This is a genomic window from Achromobacter sp. HNDS-1 (assembly GCF_040084795.1).
Classification (GTDB): Bacteria; Pseudomonadota; Gammaproteobacteria; order Burkholderiales; family Burkholderiaceae_B; genus Achromobacter; species Achromobacter ruhlandii.
In genome coordinates this window covers 330,904-347,817 of sequence record NZ_CP157584.1, presented here as the reverse complement: position 1 = coordinate 347,817, position 16,914 = coordinate 330,904, and the positions used below count along the sequence as shown (strand labels likewise).

General features: G+C 68.0%; 12 protein-coding genes. 6 read left to right on the top strand and 6 right to left on the bottom strand.

Annotation, left to right across the window (positions count from 1 at the left end; genetic code table 11):
* Nucleotide 1 precedes the first annotated feature (1 nt).
* The 4 genes from tagF to ABFG95_RS01500 all read right to left on the bottom strand — a co-directional run bounded on the left by tagF (nt 2) and on the right by ABFG95_RS01500 (nt 7,117).
* A complete protein-coding gene (gene tagF / locus ABFG95_RS01515; protein ID WP_054415506.1) occupies nt 2-985 on the bottom strand; it encodes a type VI secretion system-associated protein TagF in 984 nt (327 codons plus the stop codon).
* Complete coding sequence (gene tssM / locus ABFG95_RS01510; protein ID WP_054415501.1) at nt 982-4,695, bottom strand: type VI secretion system membrane subunit TssM; 3,714 nt, start codon at nt 4,693-4,695, stop codon at nt 982-984. The genes tagF and tssM overlap by 4 nt, the downstream gene beginning before the upstream one ends.
* 117 nt (nt 4,696-4,812) lie before the next feature.
* Nucleotides 4,813-6,195, bottom strand: coding sequence for a hypothetical protein (locus ABFG95_RS01505; protein ID WP_348995346.1), 1,383 nt, complete (start codon nt 6,193-6,195; stop codon nt 4,813-4,815).
* Nucleotides 6,196-6,265: 70 nt separating this feature from the next.
* On the bottom strand, nt 6,266-7,117 hold the full coding sequence (locus ABFG95_RS01500) for a M15 family metallopeptidase (protein ID WP_054420030.1): 852 nt from the start codon (nt 7,115-7,117) through the stop codon (nt 6,266-6,268).
* Nucleotides 7,118-7,308: 191 nt separating this feature from the next.
* Between ABFG95_RS01500 and ABFG95_RS01495 the strand changes: the two genes are divergently transcribed.
* Genes ABFG95_RS01495 through ABFG95_RS01470 form a run of 6 tightly spaced genes read left to right on the top strand, consistent with a single transcriptional unit; the run spans nt 7,309 to nt 15,932 of the window.
* Complete coding sequence (locus ABFG95_RS01495; protein WP_348995345.1) at nt 7,309-8,205, top strand: hypothetical protein; 897 nt, start codon at nt 7,309-7,311, stop codon at nt 8,203-8,205.
* A gap of 26 nt (nt 8,206-8,231) precedes the next feature.
* Entirely contained in the window at nt 8,232-11,105 is a 2,874-nt protein-coding gene (locus tag ABFG95_RS01490; RefSeq protein WP_348995343.1) for a type VI secretion system Vgr family protein, read from the top strand.
* Nucleotides 11,106-11,113: 8 nt separating this feature from the next.
* Nucleotides 11,114-12,082 carry a DUF4123 domain-containing protein gene (locus tag ABFG95_RS01485; protein ID WP_059270993.1) on the top strand — a complete coding sequence of 323 codons (969 nt, stop codon included), beginning with the start codon at nt 11,114-11,116 and terminating at the stop codon, nt 12,080-12,082.
* Entirely contained in the window at nt 12,075-12,854 is a 780-nt protein-coding gene (locus ABFG95_RS01480) for a DUF3304 domain-containing protein (RefSeq protein ID WP_063580023.1), read from the top strand. The genes ABFG95_RS01485 and ABFG95_RS01480 overlap by 8 nt, the downstream gene beginning before the upstream one ends.
* Nucleotides 12,847-15,147: a hypothetical protein gene (locus ABFG95_RS01475; RefSeq protein ID WP_348995342.1), complete on the top strand. Its 2,301-nt coding sequence runs from the start codon at nt 12,847-12,849 to the stop codon at nt 15,145-15,147. Before ABFG95_RS01480 ends, ABFG95_RS01475 begins: the two co-directional genes overlap by 8 nt.
* Complete coding sequence (locus ABFG95_RS01470; RefSeq protein WP_348995341.1) at nt 15,144-15,932, top strand: hypothetical protein; 789 nt, start codon at nt 15,144-15,146, stop codon at nt 15,930-15,932. The genes ABFG95_RS01475 and ABFG95_RS01470 overlap by 4 nt, the downstream gene beginning before the upstream one ends.
* A gap of 36 nt (nt 15,933-15,968) precedes the next feature.
* Here ABFG95_RS01470 and ABFG95_RS01465 read toward each other — a convergent pair whose 3' ends face one another.
* Together ABFG95_RS01465 and ABFG95_RS01460 are read right to left on the bottom strand one after the other, a co-directional pair.
* Entirely contained in the window at nt 15,969-16,358 is a 390-nt protein-coding gene (locus ABFG95_RS01465) for a hypothetical protein (RefSeq protein WP_063587868.1), read from the bottom strand.
* 29 nt (nt 16,359-16,387) lie between these two features.
* The gene (locus tag ABFG95_RS01460; protein WP_211485659.1) at nt 16,388-16,882 is read right to left on the bottom strand and encodes a hypothetical protein; all 495 of its coding nucleotides are present in this window, start codon (nt 16,880-16,882) and stop codon (nt 16,388-16,390) included.
* Between the last annotated feature and the right edge of the window lie 32 nt (nt 16,883-16,914).

Here is a 16,914-nt window from a genome sequence, read left to right as displayed (position 1 = left end):
GTCAGGCTCCGGTGAAGACTTCAAGATAGGTGTCGAGCGCCATGCGCAGCGACAGCCTGGGTTGGTCCAGGTAGCTGGAGAGCTTGGCCAGGCCGTGGCTGGCCGACACGTGGTTGCGCACCCAGGGCGCGTCTTCCAGCACGATGTATTGCTCGGCGAAGGCCTGCGGCGTGGACAGCAGGCTGGCCAGCGTCTGCGGCGAAGCGCCGCGAAAGCCCGCCACCAGCCGGTGCTTGCCGCCGATGCGGCCGATGAACACCGCGATTTCGAAGTCCGCGCGCGCCAGGAACGGCGCGATCAGCGTCATCCAGTACGAGGCCACCAGATTGATGTAGAGCGGATCGTCCGGCAGCGGCAGCGCCAGCCCGCGGTCGAGCTGCGACGAGCCGCTGGACATGACCGGTTCGAGCAGGATGCCCAGCGCCAGGACGATGTCGTGCACGTTGGCCGCGTGGCCGTTGCCGCGCAGCATGGCCTGCAGGCGCTCGACGGTCTGCAGGTCGACGAAGGCATCGAAGCCGTCGTCGGCCTCGGTGCGGATCTCGCCTTCGAGTTCGTTCAGGCTCTGCAGCGCCGGGCCGGGGTCGGCGTCGGTCATCAGCAGCGCGGCGGCGCCGCTCATGCGGTTCCACAGCCGGCTGAAGGCCATCGGGCTGCGGGCGATGAAGGCCAGGGGCCGCTGCACTTCGACCGAAGTCGCCGACAGGAACGGAAAGCGCCGGCCCGACTGGTCGCGGCTGGGCTGCAGGTGGCCGGCGATGGCCAGCTTGCCGCGCGAGCCGAGGATGGCGAACGGCATCGGCTCGGCCTCGTCGTACAGCGTCTTCCAGTGCGGGTCCTGGGCCAGCAGCTCCATGGTGTTGGCGACCCAGCCGTCCAGCGTGCTCATCAGCTGCGGATGCGAGGTGTTCTTGACGAAGTCGCCGCGGGCCGGGATCTTGCCAAAGTAGGCCGTGCGGAACAGGGGGGACTGCAGGTTGCTCATTGCGGCGCTCCGGGTCGCGTCTGGGCGGAGGAGGATTCGGAAGTGGCGCCCACCACGGAGGAGGGCAGGCGCAGGTTGCGCAGGCCCTGGCTGCCGCCGGGCTCGCTGCCGCCGGCGCCGGGCGCCTGGGCGTTGCTGATGATGCGCAGTTTGACCGGCACCGTCACGTTCGACTTGCCCCAGCTCATGTTGAAGCTGCCGTCGGCGTTGGAGGTGCGCTGGGCGGTCGCGATCAGGCGTTCCAGGCCGAAGCGGCCAGGTTCGTTGACGATCTCGACCACGCTGCCGTCGAAGGTGGTGGCGGTGATGCGCGCGCCGGGCGCGCCCTGGGCGTTGGGCCAGACGAAGTTGACCCATTGCGGCGGCGTGTTGCGGTAGCGCAGCTGCTGGCCATCGATCTCAATGGTGTACTCGGTCACGCCGGGAGCCGGCTTGGGCTGGATCTGGAACAGCGTCTGCGGCTGGCTGGCCGCGCCGGCGCCGGCCGCGCCGCCGGACAGCGGCGCCACCCACTGCGCGAAGTTGGCGGTGAAGGTCGGCTGCAGGCTGATGCCCATGTCGCCCCAGGTGCGCGCCGTCAGGATGTCGCCGCGGCGCACGGTCAGCGGGCCGAGGGTGTCGTTGACGTACTTGGCGATGCTGCCCTGCGGGCCGAACACCTGGCCGATTTCGTCGCTGCTGGCTTCGACGCTGGCGCGCGAGGCGAACGGATACTTCTCGGCCAGGGTCTGGTTGAACGGCTGATAGACCTGCGCGTTCCAGACCTTGTTCAACTCGCGTTCGGCCGGCTGCATGGCCACCGCGTAGGCCTGGATCAGCGGCCGCACCAGCAGCGGGCGCAGCGTCTCGCGCTGCGTCGCCGACAGGCCGGCCAGCATCTGCTCGTCGACCAGCTTGAGCGCGTCGGCCAGCTCCGAATCCTTGCCTTCCAGCGTCTGGCGCAGCAGCACCAGCGAACCGGGGCCGGGGTCGCCCTGGTTGTTGAGCAGGTTGAAGCGCGTGCGGATCTTGGACAGCGCGCCCATGTAGTTGCCCAGCAGCGACTGGTTCTCGCGCGTCACCACCAGGCGCGCCACGTCCGAGAACTCGCGGCCCACCGGACCCATCGGGATGGCCTCGCCGTTGGCGGCGGTGGCGGCGGCGGGCGCCGGCGGCGTCTGCCGCAGGATCACGCGCTTGAACCAGCCCACCACGCCGCTCTGCGCCTGCTGCAGGCCGGCGTTGACCAGCGACGGGTTGTCCCACGAGGTCTGCTCATAGGCGGTGTTGATCAGCTTGGCGATGGGCGAGGTCTGCGGATCGCCGAGGCGGTTCATCGCGCCCACCGACTGCTCGAAGCTGGTGAACGGCTTGATGGTCACGCCGCGCAGGAACTTCTGCCATTCCTGGGCGTACTCCGTCTTGTACATCGTCGCCAGGCTCTTCTGGATCTGCTCGGGGCTGCCGTCCAGCGTCAGGTCGTCGCGCGCGTTCACGCCCAGCACCCAGTCACTGGTCTGCACTTCCTTCTTGGCGGCCTCGTTGATGGCCGGCTGGATGTACTGCTCCCAGGCCTCGCGGGTGAAGGTGCCGGGGATGGCGTAGCTGCCGGCCACCACGCCGGCGTCGTTTTCGCCGACGATGCGCGCCACCGTCATGGTCTGGAAGCGCGTGGCGGCGCGCGCCTTGAGCGTGGCGTAGGCGCGTTCGCGCGCCGGCATGCCCTGCATCACGGCGCGCAGGCTGGCGCGGGTCTTTTCCACCAGCGCCAGGTTGGTGTCGATCTGCGGCCAGCCGGCGTCGGGGGCGCGGCTGACGTAGAACGAGATCAGGCGCTCGGCGCTGCGGATCAGCTGGTCGCGCGGCATGGCGCCGCGATTGGTCTCCAGCCAGCCGCGCCAGAAGCGCGTGATCTGGTCGGACAGGTGGGTGGGGTCGACGTGCTGGCGATTGGCCATCATCAGGTACGTCTTGAGCGCGTTGTAGGCGTCGTCGGCATTGGTCGGCGAGGCGTCCTGGAACAGCGTGTCGCCGCCCTGGGTGTGCGCGGCGCGCACCGCCTGCGGCGCCGGCTGCTGCGCGCCGCCGGCCGCCGCCGCGGCGCCGGACATGTCGACTTTGGCCAGGAAGTCCTCCAGGCTGGCCTTGACCGGGCTCAGCATGAACTGGCGCGCGCCGTTGTAGTACTCGGCCAGCAGGCGTTCCTTGAGCACGTCGCCCTGGTACAGCCCCAGGCCCAGCGACCACGGGCGGCTGGACGAATAGCGGTCCAGCTGTTCGATGCGGTCCTGCAGGATCTCCATGGCCTCCAGGCGGCTCTGCAGGTCGGTGCGCTCGCTTTGCAGGCGCACCACCTTGTCCAGGTCGGCCTGCACGTTCTGCGCCAGCTGGCGGTTGCCCAGGTACGACCAGCTCCAGCCGCCCAGCACCAGGCCCAGCGCCAGCACCAGGCCGAAGAAGGTCAGGTAGCGCATGCGGGTCTTGGCCGGGCTGGCGTGCTGGCGCACCAGTTTCTTGTCGGCGAAGATCACGCTGGAGAACAGGTCGCGCAGGAAAAAGCCGTTGTGCGAGGACACATTGCGGGCCTGGCCGCGCGCCGCCGGGCGCAGGTCGAAGCGCTCGGCCAGCCGTTCGGTCGAGGTGCTTTGCGACACGCCTTCCTGCAGCGCGCTGGTGAAGTAGAAGCCGCGGAACACGGGCTTGTACTGGAACGGGTTGGTCTCGAACAGCGTCGACAGGAAGGTGCGCAGCGCCGGCTTGATGCCGGCGAATTCCAGCGGAAAGGTCAGCAGCCCGGGCGGCAGCTCGCGGTTGTTGCGCAGCGAGATCTGCGCCGTGCCCATTTCCTTCAGGCCTTCGTACAGTTCGTCGAAGCGTTCGTCGAACAGGGCCAGCACGTCGCGGTTCTCTTCGGCGCCGTAGGGCAGGGTGGCGCCCCAAACGCGGTCGCGCTCGCGCTGGTCGCTGTCCGAGAAGAATTCGCTAAAGCCCGAGATCAGGTCGGCCTTGGTGAAGATGATGTAGACCGGCGCGAACACTTCGAGCCGGTCGGTCAGTTCCTGCACGCGCTGGCGCAGGTTCTTGGCCAGGTTGATGGCGAACTCGGGGCCGGCGCCGGTCAGCTCGTCGATGCTCGCGGCCACGATGATGCCGTTGATCGGCGCCTTGGGGCGATGGCGCTTGAGCAGGTCGAGAAAGCCCATCCATTCGTTGCGGTCTTCCTCGTGCACCGAGTAGCGGCCGGCCGTGTCCAGCAGGATGCCCTCGGTGGTGAAGAACCAGTCGCAGTTGCGGGTGCCGCCCACGCCGCGCACCGCCGCGCCGTTCTTGTCGGCGAAGGGGAATTGCAGGCCCGAGTTGATCACCGCGCTGCTCTTGCCCGCGGCCGGGTTGCCGATCACGATGTACCAGGGCAGTTCGTACAGGGCTTCGTTGCCCGACACCTGGCCGATCTTGGAGGTTTTGATGGTGCGCACCGCCTGCACCAGCCGGGTGCGCAGCGCGTCTACGTCCCCCCGATTGGCGGCGGCCGCGCCGGTCTGCACCTGCTGCTCCAGCATGTCGCCCAGGTTCTTGTTGGCGCGCCGCGCGCGGCGCCGGCGCCACAGGTAGGCGCACAGCCACAGGAACAGGAAGATGCCCAGCGCGATGCCGGCCCAGACCAGGCCGATCTCGACCGTGTCGGCGAGCAGGAACAGGAACACGACCAGGGCGATCAGGCCGATCGCCATGAACAGGCGCGGGTTGCCCAGCGCGCGTGATGTCCAATGTCGGCCTTCGCTCAAGGCGCTGGAAATACCGGAGAAGAAACCTGAAGGGCTACGCATGATTCTGGCTTTTTTTGTGGGTCAGGCGGAGGGGGAAGGGGACAGCAGCGCGAGCGTACGCAAAGCGGGATCCTGGGTCATGACGGCAAGCACCGGCGCCTCGGCCTGGGCGCAGGCTTCGCTGGCGATGGCCAGGGTAAGCAGGTGCGCGGCGGCGCCGGTATAGCCGCAGGTGGCGCCGACCGCCAGGCAATCCTGGTTCGGGTCGAGTGTGGTGAACAGCGTGCTGGCCAGCCCGGCAGCTTCCAGCGGCCGGCTGCCGCGATGGTCGGCATCGCTGACCAGGGCGCGGATATCCTGCGCGGCGCGGGCGTTTTGTTCCAGGAAGCGTGTCGTCAGCTCGGCCAGCATCGGTTCGCTGGCCGCGCCACGGGCGTCGGCGGCGGTGGCGCGGTGCGCCATGGGCGACAGGGCCAGCGCGATGGCGCCGGCCGGCGCGGCGGCATCCGCGGCATCGGCGGCGCCCAGGTCGAGATCCAGCAGCAGGCCGGCGGCGGCTTCGCCCGGCACACGGCCTTGCGGCGTGGCGGTGCTGACCAGGGTGCCGTCGGCGTCCCAATCCTGCACCACATTGGCATCGATATAGGAATCGGCCGCGGCCACGATGCGCAGCGGCGCGCGGTCCTTGGCCGCCGGCTCCAGCGCCAGCTGGCGCAGCAGGCCGTCGCTGGCCAGGGCGTCGCGCGCCTCGTGCGGCCGCAGGCCCAGCCGCGCGGCGGGCCAGGCGGCCGTGGCGCGGGCCTGCGCCTGCGCATGGTCGCGCGCGGCCGCGGGCCACTGCGCCGGCAGCAGCAGTTCCACCTGCAGCTGGGGCCAGTCGTCGTCGCGTTCCGGCGTGCCGCGCTCCAGCACGTGGGCGCGGGCTTCGCGCGACAGGGTCTCGATCACCTCGCAGAGCAGGGCGGTGGCGCGCAGGCAGTCATCGGTCCGCGCCGCCGGGGGCATGTCGTCGGCGGCCTCGCGCAGCGCATCGCTGTCCAGGTGCGCGGCGCGGGCGCTGAACACGGGAAAGCCGCGCGCGTTCTTGAGGGTGTCGTCCAGGTCGGGGCGCTTCTGTTCGGCCAGCGCGGCGTGGATGGCGGCGGGGTCGCTGCCGGGCGCGGCGCGCGCGGTGGCGGCCAGCGCCACCAGCCGCGTGAGGGCGGGGGCCGGGGTGGCCGTCGCGGCCTGCGTATCGGCGGCGGGCGCCGCCGCGGCCGCGGCGCGGGCTTCGCGGCGGGCGCGCGCGATGCGCAGGCCGGCCCAGCCAGCCGCGATCAGCGCCAGCGGCAGCGCGAACAGATACAGGCCGATGTCCAGCCCGGTGGGCAGCGTGCGTGATTCCTGCCACCAGATGATGACGGCCAGCCAGACCACCCCGAAGACCAGGGCCAGCAGCAGGCCGGTTTTGAGAAAGCGGGTCATGTGTATTCGTAGCGGTAATCGGTTGTCGGGGCAGGCAAAGGGAGCAGGGTAGTCGCGCGAGATGATCGGATCATTGCGCGGCCCCCGCGTCGCGTCGCATGACGCCGGGGCGCCGCAATTCGGTGTGGCCGAAGTCCATCAGCTTCCAGCGCCCGCCCCAGGTCAGGCCGACCCGTTCGGCGGTCTCGCCGAACAATTCATAGCCGCGCATGGCCCAGGGATCCTTTTCCGATACCACCACCTTGCCGTCGCGCAGGAACGCGCTGTCGGCGGCCAGGCCGTACTGGTGATAGCTCTGGTAGGCGCCCGCGTTGGTCACGTGCGAGCCCTTGGCGGCCAGCTCTTCCTGGCGTTCGGGGCTGCGGTAGCCTTCGATCAGCACCATTTCATAGCCATGTTCTTCGCGCATGACGCGATAGGCGGCCAGCAGGCGTTGGCGGTAATCGGCGTCCAGCAGGTTCCAGTCGCGGCTCGCGCCGCCCAGGTTCGGACGCACCAATTCCACTTCGCGCGTGGTGAACACTTCAGGCGGCAGGGGCGGTGGCGGCACCAGCCGTTCACCCGTCAACAAGGCCTGGATACGAGGGTCCGGACCGGCCATCCGATCCTCGTAAATAAATGTGTGATTGTGTCGCATGACGAAAGCGAAAAGGGACGGAAGCAACACCACCGCCAGCCCCGCCGCGATCTGCCAGCGGTACAGCGAAAACGTGCTGCCGGCCCGGCCGAATCCGCTGCGCACCACCTGCGCCGACCCGCCCACCACGCCGCCCGCATGCCCCGCGCCGCGCGCCACGCGGCGGCGCAAACCCTGCGCGAACGCGCGTACGCTCCGCGCGGTTCCCGCCCGCAGGGCGGGGAAAACCAGCAGCGCGGAAACGCCGATTGCGAGCAGAAAATATAGGGGCAGCAGGACTAGCAACGGTATCCCTCAATCACGAAGGCGTAATCTTTTGTTCTATTCGTGATTGAGGCAAGCGTAACGGCGTTGCAGACAGCGTCGATGCTTTAGGAATCGTAACAAGAAGCCGTGATCTAAAAGATGTCATCGGGTATTCTCGATCACCTTGGTTATCAGGGGGTGGCAATACCCCTGCCAATACGGGACCTCGCATGGCAGAAGACGAAAAAAGATCGCGACCACCTCCCTCCATTCCCAGTCTGCTGGCTGGCCGCCCGTCCGCGTCGGACGAGCGGCAGTCGTCGCGCATTCTCGCCTCGCTCGAGGGCCGCGTGCCCGAGGCCGAGACCAAGCACTTGCCGCCGAAGCAACGCAGCAGGACGCCCGTGCTGGCGCTGTTGCTGCTGTTGTTCCTGGGTTTCGTCGGCGCGGGCCTGTGGGCGGTGTATGACACCGCCGAACTGCCGGTGGTGGTGGCGCGCGTCGAGAACAACGCGCCGCCCGCGGCCGCGCCGGTCGCCAAGGCCGAGACGCCCGCTCCGGCGCCGGAGAACCGCGAGCCGCCGCCTTCGTCCGCCGCCACCATCATCGAAGAACATCCGCTGGCGCAATTGACGCGACCCGATGCCGACGTCGAGCCGGCCAATCCACTGGCGGCGCTGGCCGTCACGACGCCCGCGCCGGCGCCCGCCGCCGTGCCGCGCGCCAATCAGGCCAAGGCGCCGGCCCCGCGCAACGCCGAACGGGGCCACGAGGCCACGGCCGCCACGGCGCCCGCCGCGGTCGCATCGGCCGCCGCGCCCAAGGCGGGCACGACCAAGTCCGCGCCCGCGCGCGGCAAGACGCCGCCGCGCAACGACAGCGACGCCGCGCTGCTGGCCACGCTGATGGCCTACGGCCTGCCGCCCGCCTCGCCGCCCGGCACCAAGGTCTACAAGACCGACGGCGTGTTCGTGCGCGAACTGCCCGGTTCACCGCTGTCCGCGCGCCTGGCGGAATGCCGCAAGCTCGGCTTCCTGGAAAGCGAACAATGTCGCCTGCGCGTCTGCGCCGGCCACTGGGGCACCGCGCCCGAATGTCCCAACGCGCAATCTCACGTCGAACCGTGAGCCTGTTTGATCAAGGTTTTCAAGTGATGGATTCGAGCGTTTCCGCCGGCCTGTTCAATTCCGACACCCGGCTCTACCGGCTGCAAGGCGAGGGCGCATTGGCGTCGCTGCACGTGGAAGGCTGGATCGCGCGCGAGGCGCTGTCCGGCGTGGGCCAGTTGCGCGTGGTGGCGCTGTCCGACGATGCCGGCCTGGCGTTGCAGGACATGATCTCGCGCCCGGTGACGCTGTGGACCACGCGCGCCGACGGCAGCCAGGCCGGGCGCAGCGGCGTGATCCGCGAGGCCGAGCTGCTGTCGGGCGACGCGGGCCTGGCACGCTACCGCCTGACGGTGGTGCCGTGGCTGTGGCTGGCCACGCAGCGGCGCGCCAGCCGCGTGTTCGAGGGCAAGCCGGTGCTGGACATCGTGCGCCAGGTGCTGGACGGCTACGAAGGCTTTGTCTACCGCGTTGCCGCCGACGTCGAGCCGGCGCTGGCCGGTTTGGCGCCGCGCCCCTACACGACCCAGTACCGCGAGACCGACTACGACTTCGTGGCGCGCCTGCTGGCCGAGGCCGGGCTGGGCTGGACGGTGCTGGAAGACGACAGCGTGCCGGCGCGCCACGTGGTGCAGCTGTTCGCCGACAGCCGCAACCTGGCCGAGGACGCCGAGTCGGCCGGCGGCGGCATCCGCTTCCAGCGCGCCGCGGCCACCGAATCGCGCGACACCGTGCAGCGGCTGGCGCGCCAGCGCCGCCGGGTGCCCGACAGCATCACGCTGCTGGGCTGGCACGACAGCGGCAAGCGGGCGGTGGCGGCGCAGGCGCTGGTGAACCCGGCCAGCGGCCAGGACGAAGCGGCGGCGCTGGACTGGTACGAGGTGGCCGGCCATGGCGGCTTTGCCAACCCGGCCCAGGCGCGTCGCCAGGCCGAGCTGGCGACCGAAGCGCTGCGGGCGCGCGCCGAGACCTTCGCCGGCCTGGGGGTGGTGCGCACCTTCCGCTCGGGCACGCGCTTCACCTTGCAGGACCTGTCGCCGCTGGGGCCGGCGGACGAGAGCGGCTTCGAACCGGAGTTCGCGCTGGACCGGGTCGAACACGTCGGCATCAACAACCTGCCGCCGCAGACGCGGGCCGCGCTGGCCCAGCGGCTGGGCGGCCTGGACGCGCACCTGGTCTTGGATATCGATGCCTTGCCCGCGCCGGGGGCCCGGCCGCACGAGGCGGCCAGCCTGACCGCCGACGCCGCCGTGCTGGCCAAGGCGCGCGAGGTCGGCTACGCCAACCGCTTCGAGGCGGTGCGCTGCGACCGTCCCTGGCGGCCGCGCTTGCCCGAGGCGCGCGGCGCGCGCCTGAGCGGAGCGCCGTCGGTGCACGGCGTGCACACGGCGGTGGTGACCGACGCCGAGGGCAGCACCCAGCCCAAGGAGCAGGACGAGATCCTGCGCAACAAGCGCGGCGACGTGCGCATCCGGTTTCACTGGCAGGCGGGCGGCGAGGGCCTGGCGGCCAGCCGCTGGGCGCGGGTGGCGCAGCGCCAGTCGGGCGCGGGCATGGGCATCAGCTTCGTGCCGCGCATCGGCCAGGAGGTGCTGGTGCGCTTTGTGGACGACGACATCGACCAGCCCATCGTGGTGGGCGCGCTGTACAACGGCCGTGGCGAGGGCGGCACGCCGGCCACGCCGGGCGGGCGCGCGGGCGCCAAGGCCGACACGCAGGTCTACGCGGCGGCGCGCGACCACGCGCCCAGCGCCCAGGCCAACCTGGCCGCGGGCAACGCGCCGGCCTGGCACGGCGCGGCGGCGGGCGAGGAGAACCACCGCAACGCGGCCGCCCTGAGCGGCTTCAAGAGCAAGGAGTTTGGCGGCGCGGGCTACAACCAGATCGTGTTCGACGACACCGACAGCCAGTTGCGCCTGCAGATCAAGAGCAGCGCGCAGGCCAGCGAGCTGAACCTGGGCCACCTGATCCACCAGGCGGGCAACTACCGGGGCGGCCTGCGCGGCGTGGGCGCCGAGCTGCGCACCGACGGTTATGGCGCGGTGCGGGGCGGCGCGGGCGTGCTGCTGAGCACCTACACGGCCGCCGGCGCCCACGCCGGCGCCATCGGCGATGCGGCCGCGGTGCAGGCGCTGGCGGGCCAGACCGACCAGATGGCGCGTTCGCTGGACGGGGTGGCGGGCGCGCACCAGGGCCTGCGGCTGGCGACGGTGCAGGGCACCCGGGGCCCGCAGTCCAGCGTGCTCGATGGCGAGAAGGCGCCGCTGGCGGCCATGCACCGCGCGGTCTCGGGCACGGTGGCCGGCGACAGCGTGGAAGGCGCGCGCGGCGATGCCTCGGCCAAGCATACCGACGCGGCGCCAGGCAAGGTGCCGCACGCCACCGATCCGGTGGTGCTGATGGCCGCGCGCGCCGGGCTGGCGCAGGTGGCCGGCCAGCACCTGCAGTACACCGCCGGCGAGGCGCTGCACTGGTCGGCGGGCAAGGACCAGAACCTGGCGGTGATGGGCGCGCTGCGCCTGCATGCGGGGCAGGGGCTGGGCATCGTGGCGGGCCTGCAGCAGGGCGGAGCGCAGTCGGGGCTGGATCTGATCTCGGCCAAGGGCAATGTCGACGTGCAGGCGCAGCACGACATCCTGCGGGTGCAGGCGCAGCAGGACATCACCATCGGCAGCGCCCAGACGGCGGTGGAATACGCCGCGCCCAAGCGCATCCGCATCGCCACGGCGGCCGGCGCCAGCATCGTGCTCGAAGGCGGCAACATCACCGTCACCGCGCCGGGCCGCATCGACGTCAAGACCGGCAACAAGCAGTTCGCCGGGCCGGACCGCCTGCCGTATGCCTTCCCCCAGTTCACCGTCTGCAAGCAGTGCGTGCTGGACGCGCAGGATGGCGTGCAGTCGATCACCGACAAAGCATGAGGGGCGGCATGATGAATTGGGAGTCGCGCCTGAGCGACACGCTGGCCCAGGCCGTTGAGCTGGCCGCCGATGTCGGCGCCGCGTTGAATACCTTTCTGCTGGTGGATTTTCGCGGCCACGCCGAACTGGCCGGGCCGATCCGGGCCAGCGCGGATCTCAGCCATGGCTCGATCTGGGTTGGCACCGAACTGGCGATCTACGAAGACATCGCGCCGTTGCTGATCGAGGTCGATGACCTGACCCGTTTCGAACTGTCGCGCGACCCGGGCGAGCCGCGTACCTCGGAATTGCTGCGCTTGCTGAAGCGGCTGCACCAAAGCGATAGCGGCGCGTATGCGCTGACCCATCTGGTGTCGCCCTTGCCGCTGGCCGAACTGATGGCGCACTTCGCCTATTACGGGGAGTACGGCCTGCCCGATGGCCGCGAGTACTACCTGCACCTGTACGACAGCCGCATCCTGGACCGCGCCTTCCAGGTGTGGACGCCGGCCGAGCGCGCGCGTTTCCTGGCGCCGTTCAATCTGCTGCGCTACCCGCGCCGCGACGGCACCCTGGCGCAGTGGACCGGCCCCGGCCAGCGGCCGGCCGACGATGCGCCTCGGCAGCAACCGTTCACGCTGGCGCAGCACCAGGCGCTGCTGGAGCTGGACTATCCGGACAAGCTGGCGGTGCAGATCCGCCGCATCTACCTGGGCGTGCTGGGCGAACTGCGGCAGGATGAACTGGTCGAGCGCGTGACCGAACAGATGGCGCGGGCGCGCTCATACGGCATCGCCAGCGAGCGCGACATGCTGGACTACGTGGCGTGGGGCATCACGATTTCCCCGCGCTTTGACGAACACGAGGCAATCGCGCCGGCGCTGCGCGCCTTCCAGGGCGAGGGGCTGTCGCAGGCGCTGGCACATGTGCCCGACGCGGTGTGGGATGGGCTGCTGCGGGCGGAGCAGGAACGGGAACAGGGGGTTTTGAATGCGTAAGGGCTTGGTCATTCTGTTGATGTGGCTGGGGATGCTGGCGGGATGCAATGGCGAGCCTAGCTACAAGGGACTCTCGTTCGTAACTTACAACTACACGCCTTGGGATTTGGATCGTGTCGAGGTCACGGATAAAGAGGGAAACTCGGCCACTACAGGTGCCATCATCGCGGGTGGCGGGGAAGGTTCGGTGACCTGCTGCTATCACCTCAAGGGCACCGATTTCAAGGTGCAATGGCGGGGGGCGGACGCGGAGGAGGCCCGCCAACACATGTTTGACGGCAAGTTGGAGGAGGTGATCTTCAACAAGGAGACGCCCGTCCGTTTTCCCGCGGCCGAGATTCCGCCGGGTGATGGGCCGCTATATCTGGAGCTGCACATCTACCCCGACGAGCATATGGAGCTGGCACTGAGCCGCAAGTTGCTGGGGCAGGTACGCATTCCGATCGTCGAGGTTACGCGTTGGCTCTATGCCCAGCATCGTGACGCTCTGGGCGACTATCGCAGTAGTGCCGAGGTTCGCAGGGTTGTCGCCAAGGTGACCAAAACGGCCTGGACGAAATACCGTCTCGAGGATAAGCAGGACCTGCAGGAATACATGCTGCTGTATTTCACCGTGGCATCGAACTTCAACACCGACCCGGACATCGCGGCGCTGCTGGCCAAATCTGGTCGCCAGCCGGGCGACTTTGCCAAGGCCGTGCAGGCCTTGCCTGCGGACAAGATCGCGCATCTGAAAGCTACGGGAACCGCCCCGGGAGACAAGAATGGCTGACCGCCTGCCGCCGGTGGATCGCACCCCCGCCACCGTGCTCAAGAAAATGGCCGAGAACGAGGCTGCCTATCCCAAACAGGACTGCCAGGAATGTGGCGCCGTGATCCGCATCGGGTTCTTCTTCGACGGGTTCGGCCGCAGCCGCGATGTCGATAACAAGCATCCCACGTTCTACTCGAATATCTGTCGGCTCTGGGAAGCGCACTATGCTCATGACGACGAAGATCGTCCCGTGAATCAGTATTGGTTCCGGTTCTACTATTCAGGACTGGGCACGGAGTTGAATGCGGACGCCAAGAATGACGATTTGATATACGGAGCGACCACCGCCGGAAAAAAAATCCTGAGCGAAGCCGCGAAGAACGCCAAGAACGCTGCCAAGAACATCACCCGCACCGACGAGATTCCGGAGACGGATGCGCTCAAGCGCTTGCGCAGTGCTACCCAGAAGATGATCAAAGAGGGCTCGTTTCAGCCGGTGGTCAAGGCGTACAAGGATGTGGTGAAGGACGTCAAGACGCTTCCCGACAAGGTGGTGCGGATCTGGAATGCCTGGGACCCGGAACGCCTGGTCAATCGAGCCAAAGGTACGGTGCGTGGCTTCTGGGCAGGCTTCAAGAAAAATCCCTTGAAGGTTGGTTGGACCGCGGCCAAGGAAGTCGCCAAGACCACGGCGCTGGAAGGCGTACCCGTCATTCGTGACAACGAAACCGTGGCCTACCTGATGGGAACCGGTGTTGACGTGCGGGTCGATGCGGCGCTGCGCCAGTTGCGTGCGGTCCATGAGGCGGTAAGCGCCGAAATGAATAACGTGCGGCGGATCGAGATTTCGGTGTTTGGCGGCGATCGGGGAGGCGTCATGGCACGCCAGTTCATCAACGACGTGGTCAAGAAGTACCGCCGTCGCCATGACAAGGATCTCGTCTTTCCGGGCGTGAATGGCGCGCGCGAGGCTGAAATCCGCATCCGCTTCCTGGGGTTGCTCGATTCCGTCTCGTCGATCATGGATGAGAATACCTTCCTGGGTTTTCTGCCATTTACGGATCTGATCAAACAGACTCACAAGGATCGTACGCTGACGGTGCCGGGCGCAGTCGAAAAATGCGTCCACTTTGCCGCCGCGCAGGAGCTGCGTGCCAACCAGCGTGTGGATAGCCTTGAGAAAACCCGGGGTGAGCAGTATCTCTACCCCGGGTCGAGCGGGGATGTCACGGGTGTCAGTCCCGAGGGGTCGCTTGGATCACGCGGCGAGCTGTCGCGGGTGCCGTTGCGCGACATGCTGAATCTTGGCCTCTGCCACGGCGTGGGCTTCTACAGCATGGAGCAACTATTCGACAAGCGGGCGCTGACTTATGCCAAGTTCAGCATGGCTGCGTCTATCCAGGATGGCGGCCAAACATACCATATCAACGAGTTGGTTGATGCCTATCGCAGCGTAGTGAAATACGAGCCCGGCATCGACTTCATGCCCCACATGGAAGTCTTCCTGCGCTGGCTCGCCGTCCGCTACCAGGACCCCGTCTTCAAGAGCGAGCTGTCAGATCCCGCGGAAAAGTGGATCAAGGATCGCGATTTCTTCACGCCCGAACAGGAATACAACGAAGAACTCCGCCGCGTGTCGGGGCTGTCGCGCGAAGAGCGGGCAAAGCCCGAAAACACGGCTCGCCTGAAAGAACTGGAGGCGCTGAAGGACGAACGCTGGGAGCGCGCGGCGGCCAGCCGTGGCGAGTTGCCGCCCAAGCGGTTCAAGCCGTTGTGGCAGCGGCTTGAGGAGGAATACCAGGCGCTGGAAGACGCCGAGCGTAAGGATGCCGAGAACGAGCGGCGCAAAGACGAACTCCGCCGCACCAATCCTGAGCTGGTGCGCCGCATCGAGCAGGTGAACCAGGGCCCGCGCGATATGCAAAAGATGCGCAACGACATCATCGTGCGCAATGGCGGCAAGTTGACCGACGAAGACCAGCCCAAAGACCCATTCGCCGACATGAAGGCAAGGCGGGCCACCGAACAGCGCCTGCTGAACGTATGGCGCGAAGCCAGCGCCGGCAAGAATCCGCTGCCGCCCAAGGTCATGGCGCTGTTCGACTTCCTGGTGCACGACGCCATGCTGAGCAGTTGGCCGGATCACCTGCTGGCCAGCACCACGCTGTACTTCCGCACGCGCGACAAGGACATTTTCGGCAAGACCGATTTCAAGGCCGAGGAGGCGAAGATGAAGAGCGACACCGCCGCTGCGGCGCGCGTGGACCAGATGCGGGCGAACCTGGATAGTTTGGCGCCGGCCCGGCCATGAAGCGGCGGCACGCAAGCCGGGTTTTCGCAATCGCATTGCTGGCGGCATCGGCCGCTTGTGGCGGCGAGCCCGAGTATCGTGGTCTGAACCTGATCGCCTACAACTACACGCCGTGGGACATTGACACCATCCTCATTTCCGACAAAGCGGGGCGGACCGCCAGCAGCGGCGCCATGGGTGTTGGCGGCGGCGAGGGATCAGTGACCTGTTGCTACACCTTGAAGGGCACGGAGTTCACGGTTCGATGGTCAGGTCTGGATGGTGAAGAGGCGATCAAGCATCTCTATGACGGTACGATGGACAGCTTGCTGTTTCGCAAGGAAACCAAGGTCCATCTCGACCCGACGCCCATACCCGCTGGCAATGGGCCGTTGTACCTGGAACTGCACATCTACCCCGATGAGCATATGGAGCTGGCCCTGAGCCGCAAACTGCTCGGCCAGACACGCTTCCCGTTGGTCGACACGACGAACTGGCTTTACCGGGAATACCGAGGCGCATTCGAAGATTATCGGGATGGCGATGAGGTCCTGCGTGTGCTTGGCAAAGTCGCCAGGACGGCCTGGATCAAGTATCGCATCGTGGAGGAGCAAGACATGCGCCAATACATGCGCCTGTATTTCACCGTCGCCTCCGACTTCGACACCGACCCGGAAATCGCCGCGCTGCTGTCGCAACCCGGCCGCCAGCCGGGCGATTTCGCCAAGGCCGTCGCCGCATTGCCGGCAGCGACCATCGCACGCTTGAAAGCCCAGGGCACGCCGCCGGGCGACAAGAATGGTTGACGCCGACGCGGTCGCAACGCTCGGGCTACCGCGTATTCACGATTCGGACTGCGCCCCTGAGCGCCGCAGCCATCGCCGCAACCCGTTCCACAGCCAGTGCTTGACCCTGCCTCCATAGGCCCAGGACAGCACCATCAACCCCAGCATCGCCACCACGTAATAATCCGTCGCCCAGGGCGGCACCGGATTCAATTCATGGATCCGGTCGAGGATCGGGTGAAACGGCAGGATTTCGCTGGCGGCCAGCAGGCTGAACACCAGGGCCAGCAGCGGGCCGGTGAAATGGGGCCGCTCGCCGTGGGTCGCATCGTCGGCCCAGTACCCCCAGTGGATGAAGCGCAGGACCTGGATCGCCACCACCAGCGCGGCGATGCCGACGGCCAGCGCTATGCCGCCGATGAGCAGAAGGATTTCGAGCGGGAACATGCTCAGCCGGGGGCAGCGCCGCGCCAGGGCTAGGGCGCCGCCTGCACTTCGATCGTGACGGTATTGGACCGCACGCCGTTGGACTCGATGTACACCTCGTATTTCGCCGGCTCCGTGGGCAGTCCCACCTGCGCCGCCAGGTCGGTGCTGAACTGCGTGCCGACGCTGATGCCCGGGCTGATCGGGATGCCCTTGGGCGGGCGCGAGCCCGGGATCTCGTCGACCTCGACGCCGGCGCGGGGCGGACGGCGCTTGTATTCGTAGGCCACGCCTTCGTAGGTCTTGCCGGTCTGGGTGTTGACCGCCACGAAGCGCGGCAACTTCTGATTTTGCGAGACGGGGATGATGCCCTGCGCGCATACCGGGATCACTAAGGCGCCGGTGGCCTGCGGCCGCACGCGGGTGGGCGCGGCGATGTTCAGTTGGTCATCGCTGCCGTGGTTGGGCGGGATGCAGGCGTGGTCCAACACGGTGCCGATGGGGGCGGTGGCGAAGGCGGGCGGGTCAATCCAGTCGGTGGTCATGGAAGCGGTCTGGGTAGCGGGTTGAGAGGGGG